Origin of the sequence: Paenibacillus sedimenti (assembly GCF_014534655.1) — a bacterium.
In the GTDB taxonomy this organism is placed as follows: domain Bacteria; phylum Bacillota; class Bacilli; order Paenibacillales; family NBRC-103111; genus Paenibacillus_E; species Paenibacillus_E sedimenti.
Genome location: NZ_JACVVD010000008.1, coordinates 33094 through 49811, shown reverse-complemented (window position 1 = coordinate 49811; position 16718 = coordinate 33094). Strand labels below are relative to the sequence as shown.

Here is a 16718-nt window from a genome sequence, read left to right as displayed (position 1 = left end):
CGATTCGGTATCCGCAGATTGCAAAGCCCCGCTTCAGTGCGCTAATAAAACGCTGAGGATTCCGTAATAAGGCCATTAGATTTGTTAATCATCGCTCGATTAAAAGTCGAGTGCTCTACCTGAGCTTATCGTCACATACGATGGGGAGTCGAACCCCTTATTGGCGGATTCACGCCGAATGAGCTATACAGTATACAAGCACACAGGATGCGCGAGCACTGCCGGATTGTTCGGAAATCCAGGCCTTGGTATAGTCACCCGTACATGAACCCAATGTATGATCATACGTCTTAGACGTCTATCACCTTTCGTATTAAACCCCTTTAATTGCAGCCATCGGCTTGCATTTGGCCACCACGTCCGCTAAGGACGCCCCTACGACACTATCGATGATCTGGTCTACATCTTTGTAAGCTTGCGGGCATTCGTCGAGAATTGTCTGCAGAGAGCGATGGTTAACCAGAATCTCTTCGTCTGTGCCGACTTTTAATGATTGCTCGAATTGATCCACCGTAACCAGCTCCTTCGTCGCTCTTCTGGATCTTGCCCTCCCTGCACCATGGCAGATGGAGTAAAAGTTCTTAAGCCCCTCATCCCTGCCGATCATGATGTACGATGAGGTCCCCATAGAGCCCGGTATTAAGGCGGGATGCCCGGTTTCCTTGTAAAAAGGTGTATTCAAAAAATGTCCCGGAGGAAGCGCTCTTGTAGCCCCCTTGCGGTGAACCAGCATCGGTTGATTGCGATGGAATTCCTTGAGCGCATAGTTATGCATCAGGTCGTAAAGCACCGGCAATTCCATATCGGCTCCAAACACATCTTTAAAAGCTTCACGAACGCCAAACGCAATCATATGCCTGTTGCTTACCGCAAAGTTCAAGGCTGAGTACATTAGGTTCAAGTAGGTTTGCCCTTCATGGCTGGCAATGGGCGCATAGATGAGATTGCGATCCGGGTTTTCGACGCCCCAACTATACATGGCCGCCCGGAAAACCTTCGTGTACTCCTGACCCAGCATTGCTCCCCATGCGCGGGAGCCGGAGTGGATCATAACGATGACCTGACTGTCGAACAAGCCCCATTTTGCAGCTAGCTCTTTCTGTGCTTCATCAATCTCCAGGTACTGAATCTCGATAAAATGGTTCCCGCCGCCAAGCGTCCCTAATTGGCCATGGGCATACTTACGGATTTTGGCCGGCAAGTTTTCCAGGTAACGATGATCGAACTTGAACGTTGATTCTTCTACATGTGTGATCCAACGCTCGTCGGGGACATAGCTCTCAGGCAATCCTTTAAGGCCATGCCGAACCACATTCATGATATCGATATCCGCATAGTGCGTATTCGTCCTCTCGTTCGTTGGCACATATGTTTCAATAGCTTTAATCAGAGCTCTTCGAACTTCTTTATCTTCAATGTCTTTTTTGTGCAGCCGAGTCGTATGAACGCGCATCCCGCAGCCGATATCCACACCTACAATGGATGGCGAGACGAACCCGTCATTCATATTCCAGACCGCCGTTGTTCCGATACAAGTGCCGACGCCTATATGTGCGTCAGGCGTGTAGCTCATATACACATTTCGCGGAATCCGCAAATTATTGTCTGCCATTTCATAGACTTTATTTTCAAACGATTGAAATACCTCCGGGTTGGCAAATACGTGAAGATTGCCATGCTCCAATTTCATTTCGTAATGATTGCTGCCATGAGTGATTGCTTTCATTTCCATAGGGAAAACCTCCAATACTTTCTATATATCAGTCGTTCTTTGTCAGCTCATTTATGTATCTACCTTACGAATACTATCTTCGCTGATTTGAACGGAAACGAACATGGCGAAAGTATGGCGACACTGAAAAGTTTGCCATTTTCTCCAATTCATAGCCCTGTTACAATGAATACGGAGAGCGAGGGATACCTATGGCGAAAGAAAGCTTTGATAAAGAAATCCAATTTTTGCGTATGCTTGTCCTCACAAGCGGGGCTTACAGCCGACAACAATTTGCCGAAAGACTCGGCATTTCCATTCATACCTTTGATAAAACGCTGCGTCGTTTAAAAGATATCGTCACCACCGTGCATCAGCAGGTGCCCGAGATTCAAGGGAAAGAGTTCGCTGAGACCATGCGTTACAGTTACTATGACTCCACTGATCCGATGCTGCTTTTTCTTTTTCGGGCGAAGTCGCTGAAAGAATCGGAAAGCCGGAGAATCTCCACGCTGCTTGCGGCTATGAACGAAAAAGCTTTGACGGCGATGGAGCTCCTCGAGGCTTGCAGCAACGGATTATCCATCGAATCAGCGCTCCCTGACGAAAAAACAATACGAACCGATCTCAAATACTTGGAAGAAGTCGGCGTAATCAAAAAAGAATCCGGTCCGCGCCCATACCGGTATCGTATTCATAATGATCTAGTCCGGGAGCTTACGCATGATGAGCTTATCGATTTATATGGCTTTATCGACGTTATGGCCAATACGCTGGTGCCTTCCGTTCAGGGGTATTTGCTTCGCGACGGATTAAAGAAATTTATCAGCCGTGATTCGGATCCGTCAGCTTCTATCAAGCCCTATTTGTATAAATATCATTACTATTCACGGATTTTGGACGAGGCCCACCTTTTCACGCTTACAGCCGCCATTCAGAATCGGAGAAGGGTTCAGTTCCTTTATTTTTCTCCTAAAAATTCGCAAAGCTATTCTTCCAAAAATACGAATCCGTTATTTGAACGCGAAATGGAAGGAAAGCTGGAGAACACGCTCCCCCTTAAAGTCGTCTATGACCACCAGTACGGGCGATGGTACTTGCTCTCCTATAACGCTAGACACGGGATTAAGAAGTATCGCATGGAGGGAATAACGCAGTTGGAAGAGACTGAACCGGTTGAAGCCGATTTATTCAATAAGAAGTTAAAGGAACTGGAAGACAAAATTCAATATAGCTGGCTGATTGATACCGGACGCCCAATTACGTTGAAGGTTCGCTTTTTTAATCCCGATGCGTCACAGCCGAATTTTATTAAAGAAAGAGTGCTGCTCCAAGGACAATGGGGTCGCATAACGGAGGAAAACGAAGAATCGTTTGTTTACGAAATTACCGTCAACGGCACGACGGAGATCAAGCCTTGGATTCGAAGCTTCGGATCAAGCTGCGAAGTGCTGGAGCCGAAATATTTTCGCGAGGAAATGATAGCGGAATGGAAGGAGATCGGGGCATACTATGAATCTGTTCGAGAAAATATTTAACTATCAGCTGATTTCCCGTCTTGCAGATTCAGGTACATTTATGATTACGGCACAGGAAAGAGCATGGCTTAAGACCATGCTGGCATCCCCGTCAGCCTCAGCAGCCTTCACACCACATACGCTGAACAAGCTGCGATCGATGCTGGAAGCTGAAAAGCCACTGGATCTATCAAAAGCATTTATCGAAAAAGCGGGCAGTCTTGAGAAGCAGGTCTTTCATCCGCTACTCCGTCCGCTGCGGCGGTTGATTACGGAAAAAAGCGGAATCCGTCTCACTTACAGAGTGAAAGATGAGCGCTCATTTCAAGATGAGATGGCCTTCCCCTACAAGCTGGAATATTCTATGGTCAAAAAAGAATGGTATCTCCTATGGTACCATATGCGCCATCGCGCTTTGATGAGCACGAAGCTTCAGAAGATTGATTCCGTTCATGAGCTGCCCGTTTCTATAGATAGAGCTGAGCAAATGGAAGCTGAAATTGAGAACCTGTTACTAAAACTGCAACAACACGCAACCATACAAGTGATAAAAGAATATAATCGTGAGCTATCACGAATCTTATATGCTTTTTCCTGCTTCGAGAAAGATGTGGATTATGACGACATTCACCACACCTATACCATTCGATTAACTTTTCTCAGCAATGAAAGCGAATATGTGCTGTCAAAGATTCGTTTTCTGGGTAAACGAGTTAAAGTGGTCGAGGGGGAACATCTTCAAAGAAGAATGCATGAATCGGCTATGAAGGCTTTGGGACGGTATGAAATTGAATGAAAAAGGACACCCTAGGTGTCCTTTTTAAATGCTTACGTTCTCTTCTGATCCAATACCAGGCTCAATGTAACCTTTACATTGTTCTCGGTGTCCAACACAACCGTATGAGGGTTCTTCATACCAAAATCATCAAATGTAACAACCGTGGTACCACCAAGGTTAATCTTGCCTTGACTGTATACAGCATCGGATTTAAACGTAACGTCCTTCGATTTATCTTTAATCGTCAGTGTTCCTGTCATGTTAAAGGAAACCTTCTCCCCTTCTTTCCATTCCTTAGGGAAGTTATCGATCGATTTGAGTGTAAATTTAGCCTCCGGGAAGGTCTGGGCATTCAAATATTGCGCGCCTTTAACATGGCCGTCCCTTTGGGAATTGCCCGATTGCAGCGCATCGATGCCTACGATAGCTTCAGCTGTCATTTTAGCCGGGTCCGTTGTGTTCAAAGCCCAACTTCCTTTCACTGAACTACCTTCGAAGTTCACCGTTTCCTTGGACGTTGTTACCGAAAAGTATACTTTCGAATCGGAGTGAATGTTCCACTGACCATTCAATGCTCCTGCATCTACAGCCACAGCACTACCCTGTGTTTGTGAAGAAGATGCGCTTGCAGGGACTGCCTCCTGAATCGTTACATGATTCCCGGCATAATAATCGTAAGCATAATAAGCTCCTCCTAATACAACTACAGCACCAACAGCTATCGCGGTAAGTTTAAGTTTCATCTTCGTGCCTCCTATTATTATCTTTTCATTGATAAATCTCTTGAAACAGTGTCTGTAGTCTCCCTCCTTTAATTAAAACTACATGCCGTAGTGTTCATTTGCAAAAAAGGATGTAGTTGCACTCACTAAATGAACGTTCAACTACAGCGCGTAGTGTTATTAATGATATTAGACTACCATACTTCGTTATTTTAGCAAGCTTTTCTGAAAATAACCTGAGCGTAACCTTAAAATAACATGAAAAATGTTCATCATTAATTAATATCACTCTATGCGAATCCATCTCTCAGTCTGCGGCATTCGTCCCGGCAGGGAGTGCAGCGTTTCGGCGGCTCCCAGCCGCGCATGCGGAAGAGATCTTGTTCCTCTACCGCCCATTTAAAACGCTTGCCGCAATCCCAACATTTCAGACGTTCCGCTTCGCGCGGTTGAAGGAACAGATCGAAGGAAATATTCTCTTGAGGTGCATCATTCATGCTAGAGAACAGTTTTGTACTATTATAGCGGGATTTATCTAATATTTAACCTTTATAGTGGTATCTCATTTCCTCTCGTTATTATCTAAGCTCTACTTGAGGTGAATGATAGATGTCGGATTTCTTGAGGTTAGTAGGCGAGCGCTTAAGAATGATTAGAGAAGAGAAGAACTTGACTCAATCGCAGGTAGCTGAGAAAACAGGTATTGAAGGAATCAGCAAATCACGCATTTCTGATATTGAGCGAGGTCGCAGTAATATTTCACTGAAGACGTTGGAGAAGATAATGAGAGCCTTGGATATATCTCCGAATGAATTGTTCAGCTTCCAAGAGCTTGATGGTGTAGAGGGAATCGAGGAGAAAAAGATGATTCTTGATGTTCATAAATATATGCTCATGGAGAGGGATATCAACGAGATCAAATATGTCGTTAGGACTGCGAAAGATTTCCTTAATACAATCGATGCGAAAGATTCGAAAGGGAAGAAGCGTTAAAATTCTAAATCAGAATAGAAAAAATATAGCCCTGCCGATATGGCGGGGCTGATCTTACGCAATATCATTTTTTATCAACGTGAAGAAGTGTTATCGTTTTAACCGAGTAAGTATCTTTTATCTTTTCACCGGAAATGACGTTAAGTTTGATCAGGCTCGAAATCTTGGAGGAATCAGGTTTAGAAAGCATGCGCCATAAACTGGGGTCTGCCAGCACTTCATAAAGCTTGTTATCGTCGTATTCCTTACGGTCTTGGAAAACTATCTTCACCCTATGACTCCCGATCTCCAGATCTGTAACGCCCTGCTCTTCGCAATAAGTCGTAATTTCGGTTCGCAGATCCGACAATTCTTGCTCTATCTCTTTGTGCTTTTGCTTTAGATGATAGTACCGTTTCACTTTATTATGCACTATGTTCACGCTCCTCCTTACAACATATGTATGCGGAGAGAGCTGTTTTAGGACAAACGTTTAAGAATTAGCTAATTCAGAAGTTCGTATATATAACCTCCCGAGCCATTCCTCTGAAATTTCATGTCCGTCCCCCTTGTTTCGCTTTTATTGTTAAATACACTATGTAAATAATCGTAATCAATAGACCAACAAACAATGGAATCATTAAATTACCAGGGCCTTGTTCCGTGACAATTTTTGTGCGAAGCTCTCCGCCCACCATTTCCGAGTCTTCATAATAACCTTTTAGGTAAAACAAACCTTTTCCAATCCGTTGTCCCAATTCGATTTTCTGTAATGCGGTGAAGCTGAAAACTAAAGCGAAAGATATCGCAAAAATCCTCAAAAAGAACTTAAATAATTTGAGGAACAGTTTCATCTCGAACCACCCTTTCTGGCTTTGAATAAGGAATCGCAAAGACCAGGTAAAGAAACGTTTGGAACGTGTGCTTATTATCCATTATTATACATATTCCCCTTTGATTTAGTTAAGATGTTTCTCATAGGAATTTCCCCCACTTAGACTACTTTCGGCAACTGGCTGGCAAAGCTCTATAGTTTTCAGCCGATTTTATTGAATTTCCCAAAGAATCAGTCTCCAAATTCCCAACTTCCAATCACATATCCCCCACGCACTCGAATATATTTAGTAACAAGCTTTTTTCCCGCCCTAATTCATTGCGTTATGCTTTCCATATCATCAAGTTACGGTGCAAGTTTTCTACCGAAAACTCTTAGGAGGTGTTCCGCATGACAGAGCCGTTATTTATTATCTCCAAGGAGGATTGGTCTCTCCACCGCACAGGATACCAGGATCAAAACCGCCATCAAGAGAAGGTCCGCGAAGCCATTAAGCAAAACCTGCCCGACCTCGTAACGGACGAAAGCATCGTCATGTCCAACGGCAAGCAAGTGGTGAAAGTACCGATAAAAAGCCTGGATGAATACCGCTTCCGCTACAACCGGAAGAAAGGCATCATGTCGAACATAGATAAGAAGCGCACGATTCTTGAAAATTTGCGTCGCAATTCAAAAACCGGCGATCCCGGTATCCACGGTATTTCTCCTGGCGATCTTCGTTTCAAGACGTGGGATGAGATTGAAAAACCGCATTCCAATGCGCTCATTATTGCCATGATGGATACTTCCGGCAGTATGGGGGTTTCAGAAATAACTAAAAAGTCTGCCTGATCTCCAGCTTAGCCACGGGAGGTTGGGCAGACTTTTTAGTTTAATTTTGTATACATGATAAGTCTGGATAAATCCATAACAACATTTACCGCCATTAGCACATCCAGTCCTGAAAGCCCATTAATCTCAAGCTTTTCGTGCAGAGCGCCAACATCCAGCTTAAAGTTCTCAATCTGAAAGTCACCCATAGTAACTAAATCAAACGTTTTCCTAAAGCAACTCTCTTCGCCGCCAATACCGAAAGCGCTGATGATTTCATCTCCAGTTTCAAAGTACACCCCAATATCAGATACAGCATCGGCGGATAGGAGCGTATGGGAAGCGCCGGTATCAATGACCAGCTTATCTATGGTGAGAGGTTGTCCTTTGTAGTTTATCGTAATTGAGGTTTGTAGCAGTCCGTCCACGAGATCAATTTTCATATTGGACGACTCCCCGCAAGCCTCGAAGTGTACGAATCTCGATCTTCAACTCTTCATTCGAGGTGTGGGACACAATGATCCCATCCTTCGAACGAAGTAATTCTTGAGTTGCCTCCTTAGGGTCCTGAATCGCTTTAATTAAGGCAACTTCATCCACATACTTTATATTTCCTTCAGTATGGGATGCTAGGATTTGCAGCTTAACGTATTGGTCTGGGTAAATCTTGCGAACTTCTTCCCATTGCACAGCAAACACCTCCACAGGTTTCTTCTAACACCATTGTATCAGAAAACAAGTCATAATAAAGCTCTCCAGACGATCTCTGATCGTGCATGGAGAGCTTAAGGAAATTGTAATTCTTCGGCAAAACGAACAGCAAGAAAAGGCATGGTGCCGCTTGACCGAAGACACCTATGCCTCTTCTTTATGTGCGAGCTACAGGAACAGCTCCATCTGCTTGACATCCCCAAGTCTTTCTAAAGAAATCGGCGCATGATCGCGGAAATAAGCTTGGTTGATTTCTTTTTCTTTCGTCATGATTAGTTTGCTTCCACCAGCAACCTGCCTTAGTCTACAGCTAAAGACAACCGGGAAGTAGTCTTTAAGAAACTTGCCTTCGGCATGTGCCGTAAGGGCAATGATCTGGAAGCCGAGCTGCTCGGCGATAAAAAATACAGGGCTCAGTACGTGGTCGCTGGAAGCCTTGCCGAAAGGATTGTCCAGAATAACGGTGCGATGTCTTTTCGTATTCGCCTGGATATGTTGGCGCTTCTCTGCGACATAGTTGAGCAGTCCAAGGAAAAGCGTCATATTTTTGCTCCATTTTTCACCGCCGGACCAATTATTCGACTGCTCCCACGAGAAAGAAGCCTTTGTCACGTTGACCTTAAACCTATTATCTTGCAGATATTCCAAAACACGCTCATGATTACGGCTTTCAGAAAAAGCATAATACCTCTGCAGCTCGCTGCTGTCCGATGACAGCGTGTCTTTAAATCTGCGGAATAATTTTCTGCCGCCAATTATTACGTCATTCAGCCGCTTTCTTAGTTTCTCATTCGAAACCGTTTCCGTAAAATCAACCATATCCATATAGCCTTCTTCGGATTCCCTATACGGAACAATGAAAAGACACCGTTCATCCTTTTTTGAGGAAGATCACGATGCCTTCAGTTTATTCATTATTTATAAATTACTCCAAACTAAACAGTCTGCCTGTGGGTACTTGCAAATCTTCGAATACGAAAGATTGAACCTTTTCCTGCTCAGTATAGAGATTTCGTACCTGGTAAACGCCATCCTGCAGCGAGTATACATGAACAGTTTGATTTCCAGGATCGACAATCCAATATTCTTGTACCCCGTACTTCTGATATAAGTTGAACTTTTCATTAAAATCCTTCAACGCTGTGGATGGTGACAGCACTTCAATAATTAATGTTGGTGCACCATAACAGCCATTTTTAGATATTTGATCCTTCGAGCAAACAACCGAGAGATCCGGCTGAGTAACATGATCGGGTGTTTCATACTCTCCACTTTCACTAAAAAAAACATCAAAAGGAGCCACGAACACAAAGCAACTCCGGTTCTGAAAAAATGTCCGCAATGCGAAATGAAGCTCACCTACAATAAATTGATGCAATGAAGTCGGAGCCGGTGACATATTATAGGCTTTGCCGTTAATTAACTCCCAAGTTCCATCCCAAGTCAACCAATCTTGATAAGTGTAGATTTTCTTCTCATCCGGATTTGACACGATGTTCGACCTCCTTCTGATTCGTGTATTTGACGTTTAATTTATTGTACCATGATCCGGCTAGGCGTTTCTAATTTTTACTTATTTATTAAGATCAGTATTACCGAAATAAATAGCTGTTATCTCCGAACTTTCGGATTCGTACACACTGAAACAAATCATAATTTTCGATAAAATGGTTGTAAAGGATATTATGTCCCAAAAGACAAGTCGGCGAATGATGCATAAACATTACATACAAGGCGTTATTTCGGAGCTTCAGCAATTAGGCTATCCTTGTGAACAAGCGAGGGATGTCTTTTTCCGTCACTATAGGGACATGAAGCGTACGTTTGGACTTGAGCCGAATGTGAGCGATTTCACAAAGCTAGTTGATGAGTTTGAACGCTCATCCAAACGTAAATATAATCCGGAGGACCCCAATCAAATATTTATTGGACACCTTCATAACGAATCCTAAATTATCAAAATGTGCTCTTTTAAGGATTTCACGCAAACAAAAGGTCTGTCTCAGGTAAATATACCAAAAACAGACCTCGATAAACAAATAACTACTCCTCCACAACAACCCACTCATCTTTTCCAATAAAAATGATCAAAGCTCTCCTAACATGCGATTTATCAACCAGATCTCTACTTATTGCATACCCAGCCAATTGCTTAAGTCCTTCTACTTTGACCTTCTCTATATCAGAAACATTCTGTTTCTTCAAATATTTAAGCTCTATAATCCAATCATAAACGATACCGGGAACTCGTGTATCCTTTTCTAAATAAATGTCCATGTATCCGTTCTCTGTTTCTCTCTCGCTATAAGGCCGATAGGCTCTGCTCTCAATTAGATAAGCGAACATAAGGACTTTCAGATACTTTTCGTCAAAACGGTTTAAGTCCCGATTGGATAAAGGCTTCATCACGTGCTCGCCGATGTAATCCACAAAAGGCTTAATTGTACCGTCAAAAGCCATTTGCTCAATCGTTTTACGTAGCTGGTCCGTATTGGGACGTATATTCTGCTCTAGTCGAACTCGTCTCTCCAAATACTCCCACAAAACCGTTCGGATGACAAAGTTCGGCACTTTCAATACCAAACGCATGCGATCCTTCCGGTCAATCGTCAGCAATCCCATATAGAACAACAGGGAGACGAAATACTGTTCATCATACATCAAATCAAAAGAAAACTTGGATACAATATCTGCGGCAATTTCCTCGTTTTGAATGATCTCATCTAAAGTCTTTCTGTTACTTTCACTAGAAATAAGGCGCTGCAGACGGCCATTATCCGTTTTTACATTCTCATCAATAAGCTGTTTTGGATATTTCCCTTCCAATTCCCATTGCGTGAAAAAATATAGGATCATATCCGGGTTATAAACCCGTGTTGTTCCATCCTCACTAAACAAATATCCGTTATAATTTTGCCGGAGCTCGGCCAAACTTGTTTGCTGCTCTTGAATGCCGGCGGCATCAATAACCGCGTTTACTTCCTGTTCCGTGAATCCAAGCATTTCATTAAATGAAGCATTCATCGTTAAGTTAGTAGCAATATTGAAACCACTGGTTAAATCATCCAACATAATCGGTGAAACTCCGGTCATCCAAATACGGTCAATCACTTGCTCCGTACCGATTTTTACACTTTCGTAGAAATCTCTGACGAATCCCGCCGCGCGTACGATATCTTTATACAAGGGAGCATCACCCATAGCAATGATATCATTGGCAAAATGGTCGTATTCATCGATAATTAAAAACAATTTCTTTCCGCATGATTTCACGGCCTCAAATAATAGTGACCATAATGAACGGAAATCTTCTTTATTTCCAAGCTGTTCTTTAAAAGCTGCCGCATCTTCAATAATAAAGTTATAGGTGTTAAGAAAACTGGTCAGCGCATCCCTGAAAGCAGTCCGGAATGATTCTTCCAGTTTATTTCTATTGTCTGTGTTAAGTCCCGAGAAGTTCAGTTTTAGAATACAATAGCTATTTCGTAAAGATGTCGGATGTTTACCGATATACAAGTCGGCAAACAATTTATCGAAATGATCGGTATGCTCAAGTCCGTAATAATGTTCTAATGTTGACAAAAACAAACTTTTGCCAAACCGCCGCGGACGTATAAAAAAGAGGTACTTGCCGCTAAAACTTTCCATTTTTTCGATGTATGGCGTTTTATCGATGTATAAGTAATTCTGCTCGCGTAAACTTTTGAAGTCAGATATCCCGTACGGCAACTTCTTTTTCCCCATGGATTTCACCCGTTTCCTTCACAAAATAACCTATTATCATTATAACCGATTGCCCCAAATCGAGCCATTCCACTATTTCTGGACGAACTGCATTCTAATCCCCTTCTATTTCTGACAGATTATAAATTAGCCCATATCCAATCACATATCCCCCAAGCACTTGAATATATTTAGTAACAAGCTTTTTTCCCGCCCTAATTCATTGCGTTATGCTTTCCATATCATCAAGTTACGGTGCAAGTTGTCTTGTCAGAAAACTCAGTATGTTTACGGAGCAAGTTTTCTACCGAAAACTCTTAGGAGGTGTTCCGCATGACAGAGCCGTTATTTATTGTCTCCAAGGAGGATTGGTCTCTCCACCGCAAAGGATATCAGGATCAAAACCGCCATCAAGAGAAGGTCCGCGAAGCCATTAAGCAAAACCTGCCCGACCTCGTAACGGACGAAAGCATCGTCATGTCCAACGGCAAGCAAGTGGTGAAAGTACCGATAAAAAGCCTGGATGAATACCGCTTCCGCTACAACTACAGCAAGGGAAAGCATGTCGGGCAGGGGGACGGGGACTCGCAGGTCGGTGATGTGCTCGGTGTTGATCCGCAGCCTGCTCAAGGCCCTGGCAAAGGTGAGGGTGCTGGAGATCAGGCTGGCGAAGATTATTATGAAGCGGAAGTCAGTATGGAAGAGCTGCAAGCGATGTTGTTTGCAGAACTGGAGCTGCCAAACCTGAAGCAGAAAGAAAAGCGCAATTTGACGACGAAGGAAGTTATTTTCAACGATATCCGAAAGAAAGGCATCATGTCGAACATAGATAAGAAGCGCACTATTCTTGAAAATTTGCGCCGCAACTCCAAAACCGGGGATCCCGGCATCCACGGCATTTCTCCTGACGACCTTCGTTTCAAAACGTGGGATGAGATTGAAAAACCGCATTCCAATGCGCTCATTATTGCCATGATGGATACTTCCGGCAGTATGGGATCCTTTGAAAAATATATCGCCCGCAGCTTTTTCTTCTGGATGACCCGCTTCCTGCGGACGAAATACGAGAATGTGGAGATCGTCTTCATTGCCCACCACACCGAGGCGAAAGAGGTTACGGAAGAAGAGTTTTTCACGAAGGGCGAAAGCGGGGGCACGATTTGTTCTTCCGCCTATCAGACGGCGATCGATATCATCGACAGGCGCTACCCGCCTTCACAGTTCAACATCTATCCGTTCCATTTCTCGGACGGCGATAATTTAACGTCTGATAATGAACGATGCGTGAAGCTGATCGGTCAACTGATGGAGCGCTCCAATATGTTCGGCTACGGCGAAGTGAATCAATACAACCGCAGCAGCACGTTGATGTCTGCTTTTCGTCATATTCATGATCCCAAATTTCTTCATTATGTCATCCGTGAAAAAGGCGAGGTATACAAAGCGCTGAAGACCTTCTTTACGAAGCAGGAAGGAGTGGCTGCACAATGAGTACGTCCGAGATCCAGCAGCTCGAATATGCCATTGATGAGATTACGGAAATCGCCAAGGGATTCGGTTTGGACTTTTACCCGATGCGATACGAAATTTGTCCCGCGGAAATCATTTATACGTTTGGGGCATATGGGATGCCGACCAGATACAGCCATTGGAGCTTCGGGAAAAATTTCCACAGAATGAAAACGCAGTATGACTTTGGGCTGAGTAAAATTTACGAGCTCGTCATCAACTCTGATCCCTGCTACGCTTTTCTTCTCGATGGAAACTCCCTCATTCAAAATAAGCTCATCGTCGCTCACGTTCTCGCACACTGCGATTTTTTCAAAAATAATGTGCGTTTCTCCAAAACGAATCGCAACATGGTGGAGAGCATGTCGGCCACAGCCGAACGCATCCGCCTGTACGAAATCGAGTATGGTGCCGAGGAGGTCGAACAATTCATCGATGCGGTGCTGGCGATTCAAGAGCATATAGATCCTGTACTGACGCTAACTTATCGTCAAGCACGCAAACGTCAAGAAACTCATAAAGCTACATCCCCAGATGCAAAGTCGGAAGCAAAATATGGCTATGAGGACCTATGGGGCCTAGATGATAGAGGGAAGGCAGCTTCTGTCGAGAAAGAGGATACGAAACGTTTTCCGGCAAAACCCGAAAAGGATATCCTTCTGTTTATCGAAGAAAACGCGCCGTACATGGAGGATTGGCAGCGAGATATTCTCACCATGCTCCGCGATGAAATGTTGTACTTCTGGCCGCAGCTGGAGACGAAAATCATGAACGAAGGCTGGGCTTCGTACTGGCATCAACGCATTCTGCGCGAGATGGACTTGAACGAAGAAGAGACCATTGAGTACTCGAAGCTGAATTCCTCGGTCGTCGTCCCGTCTCGCCATAGTCTGAACCCCTATTACCTCGGCCTTAAAATTTATGAAGATATCGAGAAACGCTGGGATAATCCGACAGAAGAAGAAATCCGCAGACACGGACGCAAACCTGGCGAGGGTCGACGTAAAATATTTGAAGTGCGCGAATACGAATCCGACACCTCCTTCATTCGAAATTACATGAACAAACCGCTCGTGGAGGAACTAGACCTATATGTTTTCGAGAAGAAAGGACCTGAGTGGAAAATCACGGATAAATCTTGGGAAAACATTCGCGATCAACTTGTTTATTCCCGGGTGAATGGCGGCTTCCCCTATATCGTTGTCGAGGATGGAGACTACCAACGCAGCGGCGAGCTGTACCTTCGCCATGAATTCGAGGGGGTAGAACTCGACCTCAAATATGTCGAAAAGACACTTCCTTACATCTACAGGCTATGGGGCAAACCGATTCATATGCATACCGCGGTCGAAGACAAACCTGTACTTTTCAGCTTTGACGGCAAAAAGCATCATCGCCGTTTCTTGTGAATGAGTACCCCAAAAGCAGTGTAATTTCGACAACGGTAATCGACGGACTTAGTAGATAGGACATGATAATCTTGAAAAGTTGATATTGATACTTAACGGGAGATGATACGAAGATGAGGATGAACATCTTATTTAACATGAAGCCGATTACCGTTCATTTTGTTGGCACTGATCACAAATTAATTCCTTCCTTAATTAGCGCTCTGCGTTATAACAAACTTACCATTATGAACCTCGTTCATTCTCTGGAACGCGTTGATTTGTTCAGTTCGGAGGCTATTCTCTATTCCAAAGACGGAAATAAGGCAAGAATTCCAATTTTCTAACGATTTGCTTAATGGAAAATAGGGCTGTTCTGTAAGTCATCCACTTACGGAACGGCTCTTTTTTCTATGCTATTGAATAATTCAGCATCTAGTTTCATAGACTTATAGAAACGAGATGCTTTCAGAGAATAGGAGTCTGCCTCATGCACATTTTTCGAGTGGTCAAAGTGAACCCTACTTCCCTATTAATCTATGTTCTAATAATGCTAATCAGCTTCATTATGACCCTCATCCTTCTGACTCGAACGCAAGTGAACCCTCCTATTCATCCAGTATCCGTGTACAGCATTAAACACGGAAGCAATGGAGTGATCTTGCACACGATACGAACACTACCCGAGAATATTGGACTGAAGGCGATTACCGCTAATGTAGCGGATCTCCAAGAAAACGGGATTAATGGAGGTTTCTTCTGGCAGGGTTATCTGCTGAGCATCGCAGTTATCAATGATCAACCCGTCAAAGGAAAGCCCGGTGATTATGGTTCCGGCTGGTTTAATACCGATCGTAAACGCGGGACTTTGGTTTGGGACGAGAAAGCCAAAACATTTACCATTCAAGTCGTTGAAGCAGCGGATGAGCTGAAAGTAACGGACCGCGCGCATTACTGGGCACAGGGCGGAGTGAGTATGGGCCTTCAGAATCCGGACGGCTGGGCCAGCCAAGCGATTTCGGAAGAAATGCCGGTTATCGGCGAGAAGCGAATGCGGTCCGGCATTGTGTATGACAAAAGCAACAAAGTCTACCTCGTTGTAGCGCCTACGCCTTGCACAGGCGAGCAGTTCCGTACAGCGGTGATGGAGCAAATAGGGGAGGGAGAACTGGTCGACGGCCTGTTCCTGGATGGAGACGGCTCCTCTCAACTCAAAGTAGCGAACAATGTCCTCCCCGGCGATCATCGTGAGATATATCAGATGATAAAGCTTCTGAATTAGATTTGGACAAATGAAAACCCCCATGACGGGGGTTCTTTCTATCCGAAAGCGTTGACTTATTGATCTCTCCAACTTATTGACCGGATTTTAATTCCTGATTTAATTGGTCGGTTAAACTCTTAGCCTGCGTTACTTGCTGCTGCAGCTGCTGAACTTGTTGTTCGGCATCTGCCAGTGCAGCTGCTGTTGCCTCTTTTTGAATCTGTTGAGCCAATTGTTGCGATTGCTGAGCAACTTGCTCAGCTTGTTGCGCGGCTTGTTTGATGTTCTGCAAGTCTTGTTGCTGTGGACTAAGATTTTGTTGATTTTGTTGTGGCATACTCGGCCCCCTAGATACAAATTCCATTCCTTATTAATTTTACTAAATACAGAAATTTTATTCGGATTCATTCCCATGAAATTGAAATTGTTCAAGACAAATATGACGATCATTAGTAACTTCTACACCTTCAGCCTGCAGTAAAAAGGATTGCATTTGGAAAGCTTCATCCTCTTGGAGACTGATCTCTCCCTTGGAATTAATGACCCGGTGCCACGGAAGATTGTATTTTTTGCTCATCGCGTGCAAAATTCTTACAACTTGCCGGGCTCCCCTGGGGCTTCCGGCTTGTCTGGCAATTTGTCCATAAGTCATCACTTTGCCTTCCGGGATAGTTCGAATTATCGCAATTACGCGCTCTGTGAAAGAAGTCATCTTAGCTAATCACCCTAATCTTTTACTCGTCGTATGTACGTTAGTTTTTATCATACATAGAATCAA

19 protein-coding genes and 3 pseudogenes are annotated in these 16718 nt (G+C 43.9%); 9 read left to right on the top strand and 13 right to left on the bottom strand.

From position 1 onward, the window contains the following. Positions 1-313: 313 nt before the first annotated feature. Positions 314-1726 (bottom strand): RtcB family protein, encoded by a 1413-nt coding sequence (locus ICC18_RS21090; protein ID WP_188176638.1) that lies wholly within the window; start codon positions 1724-1726, stop codon positions 314-316. 197 nt (positions 1727-1923) lie between these two features. On the opposite strand from ICC18_RS21090, the gene ICC18_RS21085 reads away from it, so the two are divergent. Both ICC18_RS21085 and ICC18_RS21080 read left to right on the top strand, forming a co-directional pair. Further along, complete coding sequence (locus ICC18_RS21085; protein WP_188176437.1) at positions 1924-3249, top strand: helix-turn-helix transcriptional regulator; 1326 nt, start codon at positions 1924-1926, stop codon at positions 3247-3249. Further along, a complete protein-coding gene (locus ICC18_RS21080; RefSeq protein ID WP_188176436.1) occupies positions 3224-4024 on the top strand; it encodes a WYL domain-containing protein in 801 nt (266 codons plus the stop codon). The genes ICC18_RS21085 and ICC18_RS21080 overlap by 26 nt, the downstream gene beginning before the upstream one ends. 32 nt (positions 4025-4056) lie before the next feature. Here the strand turns inward: ICC18_RS21080 and ICC18_RS21075 are convergent, their stop codons facing one another. Beyond that, positions 4057-4749 carry a YceI family protein gene (locus ICC18_RS21075; RefSeq protein WP_188176435.1) on the bottom strand — a complete coding sequence of 231 codons (693 nt, stop codon included), beginning with the start codon at positions 4747-4749 and terminating at the stop codon, positions 4057-4059. Positions 4750-5018: 269 nt separating this feature from the next. Next, complete coding sequence (locus ICC18_RS21070) at positions 5019-5225, bottom strand: zinc-ribbon domain containing protein (RefSeq protein WP_188176434.1); 207 nt, start codon at positions 5223-5225, stop codon at positions 5019-5021. Between the two features lie 112 nt (positions 5226-5337). Here ICC18_RS21070 and ICC18_RS21065 point away from each other — a divergent pair, with 112 nt between their 5' ends. Further along, entirely contained in the window at positions 5338-5721 is a 384-nt protein-coding gene (locus ICC18_RS21065) for a helix-turn-helix domain-containing protein (protein WP_188176433.1), read from the top strand. Positions 5722-5785: 64 nt separating this feature from the next. On the opposite strand, the gene ICC18_RS21060 is transcribed toward ICC18_RS21065, so the two are convergent. Then, positions 5786-6133 carry a hypothetical protein gene (locus tag ICC18_RS21060; RefSeq protein WP_188176637.1) on the bottom strand — a complete coding sequence of 116 codons (348 nt, stop codon included), beginning with the start codon at positions 6131-6133 and terminating at the stop codon, positions 5786-5788. 121 nt (positions 6134-6254) lie between these two features. Then, positions 6255-6554 carry a hypothetical protein gene (locus tag ICC18_RS21055; protein ID WP_188176432.1) on the bottom strand — a complete coding sequence of 100 codons (300 nt, stop codon included), beginning with the start codon at positions 6552-6554 and terminating at the stop codon, positions 6255-6257. 371 nt (positions 6555-6925) lie between these two features. On the opposite strand from ICC18_RS21055, the pseudogene ICC18_RS21050 reads away from it, so the two are divergent. Continuing rightward, positions 6926-7345: pseudogene (locus ICC18_RS21050) on the top strand (DUF444 family protein); the annotation flags it as partial. 56 nt (positions 7346-7401) lie between these two features. Here ICC18_RS21050 and ICC18_RS21045 read toward each other — a convergent pair. The 5 genes and pseudogenes from ICC18_RS21045 to ICC18_RS21030 form a co-directional block, all read right to left on the bottom strand. Continuing rightward, the gene (locus tag ICC18_RS21045) at positions 7402-7788 is read right to left on the bottom strand and encodes an aspartyl protease family protein (protein WP_188176431.1); all 387 of its coding nucleotides are present in this window, start codon (positions 7786-7788) and stop codon (positions 7402-7404) included. Further along, on the bottom strand, positions 7778-8035 hold the full coding sequence (locus ICC18_RS21040; protein WP_188176430.1) for a hypothetical protein: 258 nt from the start codon (positions 8033-8035) through the stop codon (positions 7778-7780). The genes ICC18_RS21045 and ICC18_RS21040 overlap by 11 nt, the downstream gene beginning before the upstream one ends. A 189-nt stretch (positions 8036-8224) precedes the next feature. Further along, positions 8225-8668: pseudogene (locus tag ICC18_RS21035) on the bottom strand (hypothetical protein); the annotation flags it as partial. A 9-nt stretch (positions 8669-8677) separates the two neighbouring features. Then, positions 8678-8875, bottom strand: a pseudogene (locus ICC18_RS34380) (UPF0158 family protein); the annotation flags it as partial. Positions 8876-8981: 106 nt separating this feature from the next. Next, positions 8982-9548, bottom strand: coding sequence for a Uma2 family endonuclease (locus tag ICC18_RS21030; RefSeq protein WP_188176428.1), 567 nt, complete (start codon positions 9546-9548; stop codon positions 8982-8984). Positions 9549-9765: 217 nt separating this feature from the next. On the opposite strand from ICC18_RS21030, the gene ICC18_RS21025 reads away from it, so the two are divergent. Then, positions 9766-10008 carry a hypothetical protein gene (locus ICC18_RS21025; protein ID WP_188176427.1) on the top strand — a complete coding sequence of 81 codons (243 nt, stop codon included), beginning with the start codon at positions 9766-9768 and terminating at the stop codon, positions 10006-10008. A gap of 91 nt (positions 10009-10099) precedes the next feature. Here ICC18_RS21025 and ICC18_RS21020 read toward each other — a convergent pair whose 3' ends face one another. After that, the gene (locus tag ICC18_RS21020; protein WP_188176426.1) at positions 10100-11800 is read right to left on the bottom strand and encodes a PD-(D/E)XK nuclease domain-containing ATP-binding protein; all 1701 of its coding nucleotides are present in this window, start codon (positions 11798-11800) and stop codon (positions 10100-10102) included. Positions 11801-12112: 312 nt separating this feature from the next. On the opposite strand from ICC18_RS21020, the gene yhbH reads away from it, so the two are divergent. From yhbH to ICC18_RS21000, 4 genes are all read left to right on the top strand, one after another. After that, positions 12113-13270, top strand: a complete 1158-nt coding sequence (yhbH, locus tag ICC18_RS21015) for a sporulation protein YhbH (protein ID WP_188176425.1) — start codon at positions 12113-12115, stop codon at positions 13268-13270. After that, positions 13267-14697 (top strand): SpoVR family protein, encoded by a 1431-nt coding sequence (locus ICC18_RS21010; protein WP_188176424.1) that lies wholly within the window; start codon positions 13267-13269, stop codon positions 14695-14697. The genes yhbH and ICC18_RS21010 overlap by 4 nt, the downstream gene beginning before the upstream one ends. Before the next feature lie 113 nt (positions 14698-14810). Further along, positions 14811-15023 carry a hypothetical protein gene (locus ICC18_RS21005; protein WP_188176423.1) on the top strand — a complete coding sequence of 71 codons (213 nt, stop codon included), beginning with the start codon at positions 14811-14813 and terminating at the stop codon, positions 15021-15023. 143 nt (positions 15024-15166) lie between these two features. Further along, positions 15167-15958, top strand: a complete 792-nt coding sequence (locus tag ICC18_RS21000; protein ID WP_188176422.1) for a hypothetical protein — start codon at positions 15167-15169, stop codon at positions 15956-15958. A 73-nt stretch (positions 15959-16031) separates the two neighbouring features. On the opposite strand, the gene ICC18_RS20995 is transcribed toward ICC18_RS21000, so the two are convergent. Together ICC18_RS20995 and ICC18_RS20990 are read right to left on the bottom strand one after the other, a co-directional pair. Then, positions 16032-16277, bottom strand: a complete 246-nt coding sequence (locus tag ICC18_RS20995) for a hypothetical protein (protein WP_188176421.1) — start codon at positions 16275-16277, stop codon at positions 16032-16034. A gap of 57 nt (positions 16278-16334) precedes the next feature. Continuing rightward, on the bottom strand, positions 16335-16652 hold the full coding sequence (locus tag ICC18_RS20990) for an MGMT family protein (protein ID WP_188176420.1): 318 nt from the start codon (positions 16650-16652) through the stop codon (positions 16335-16337). Between the last annotated feature and the right edge of the window lie 66 nt (positions 16653-16718).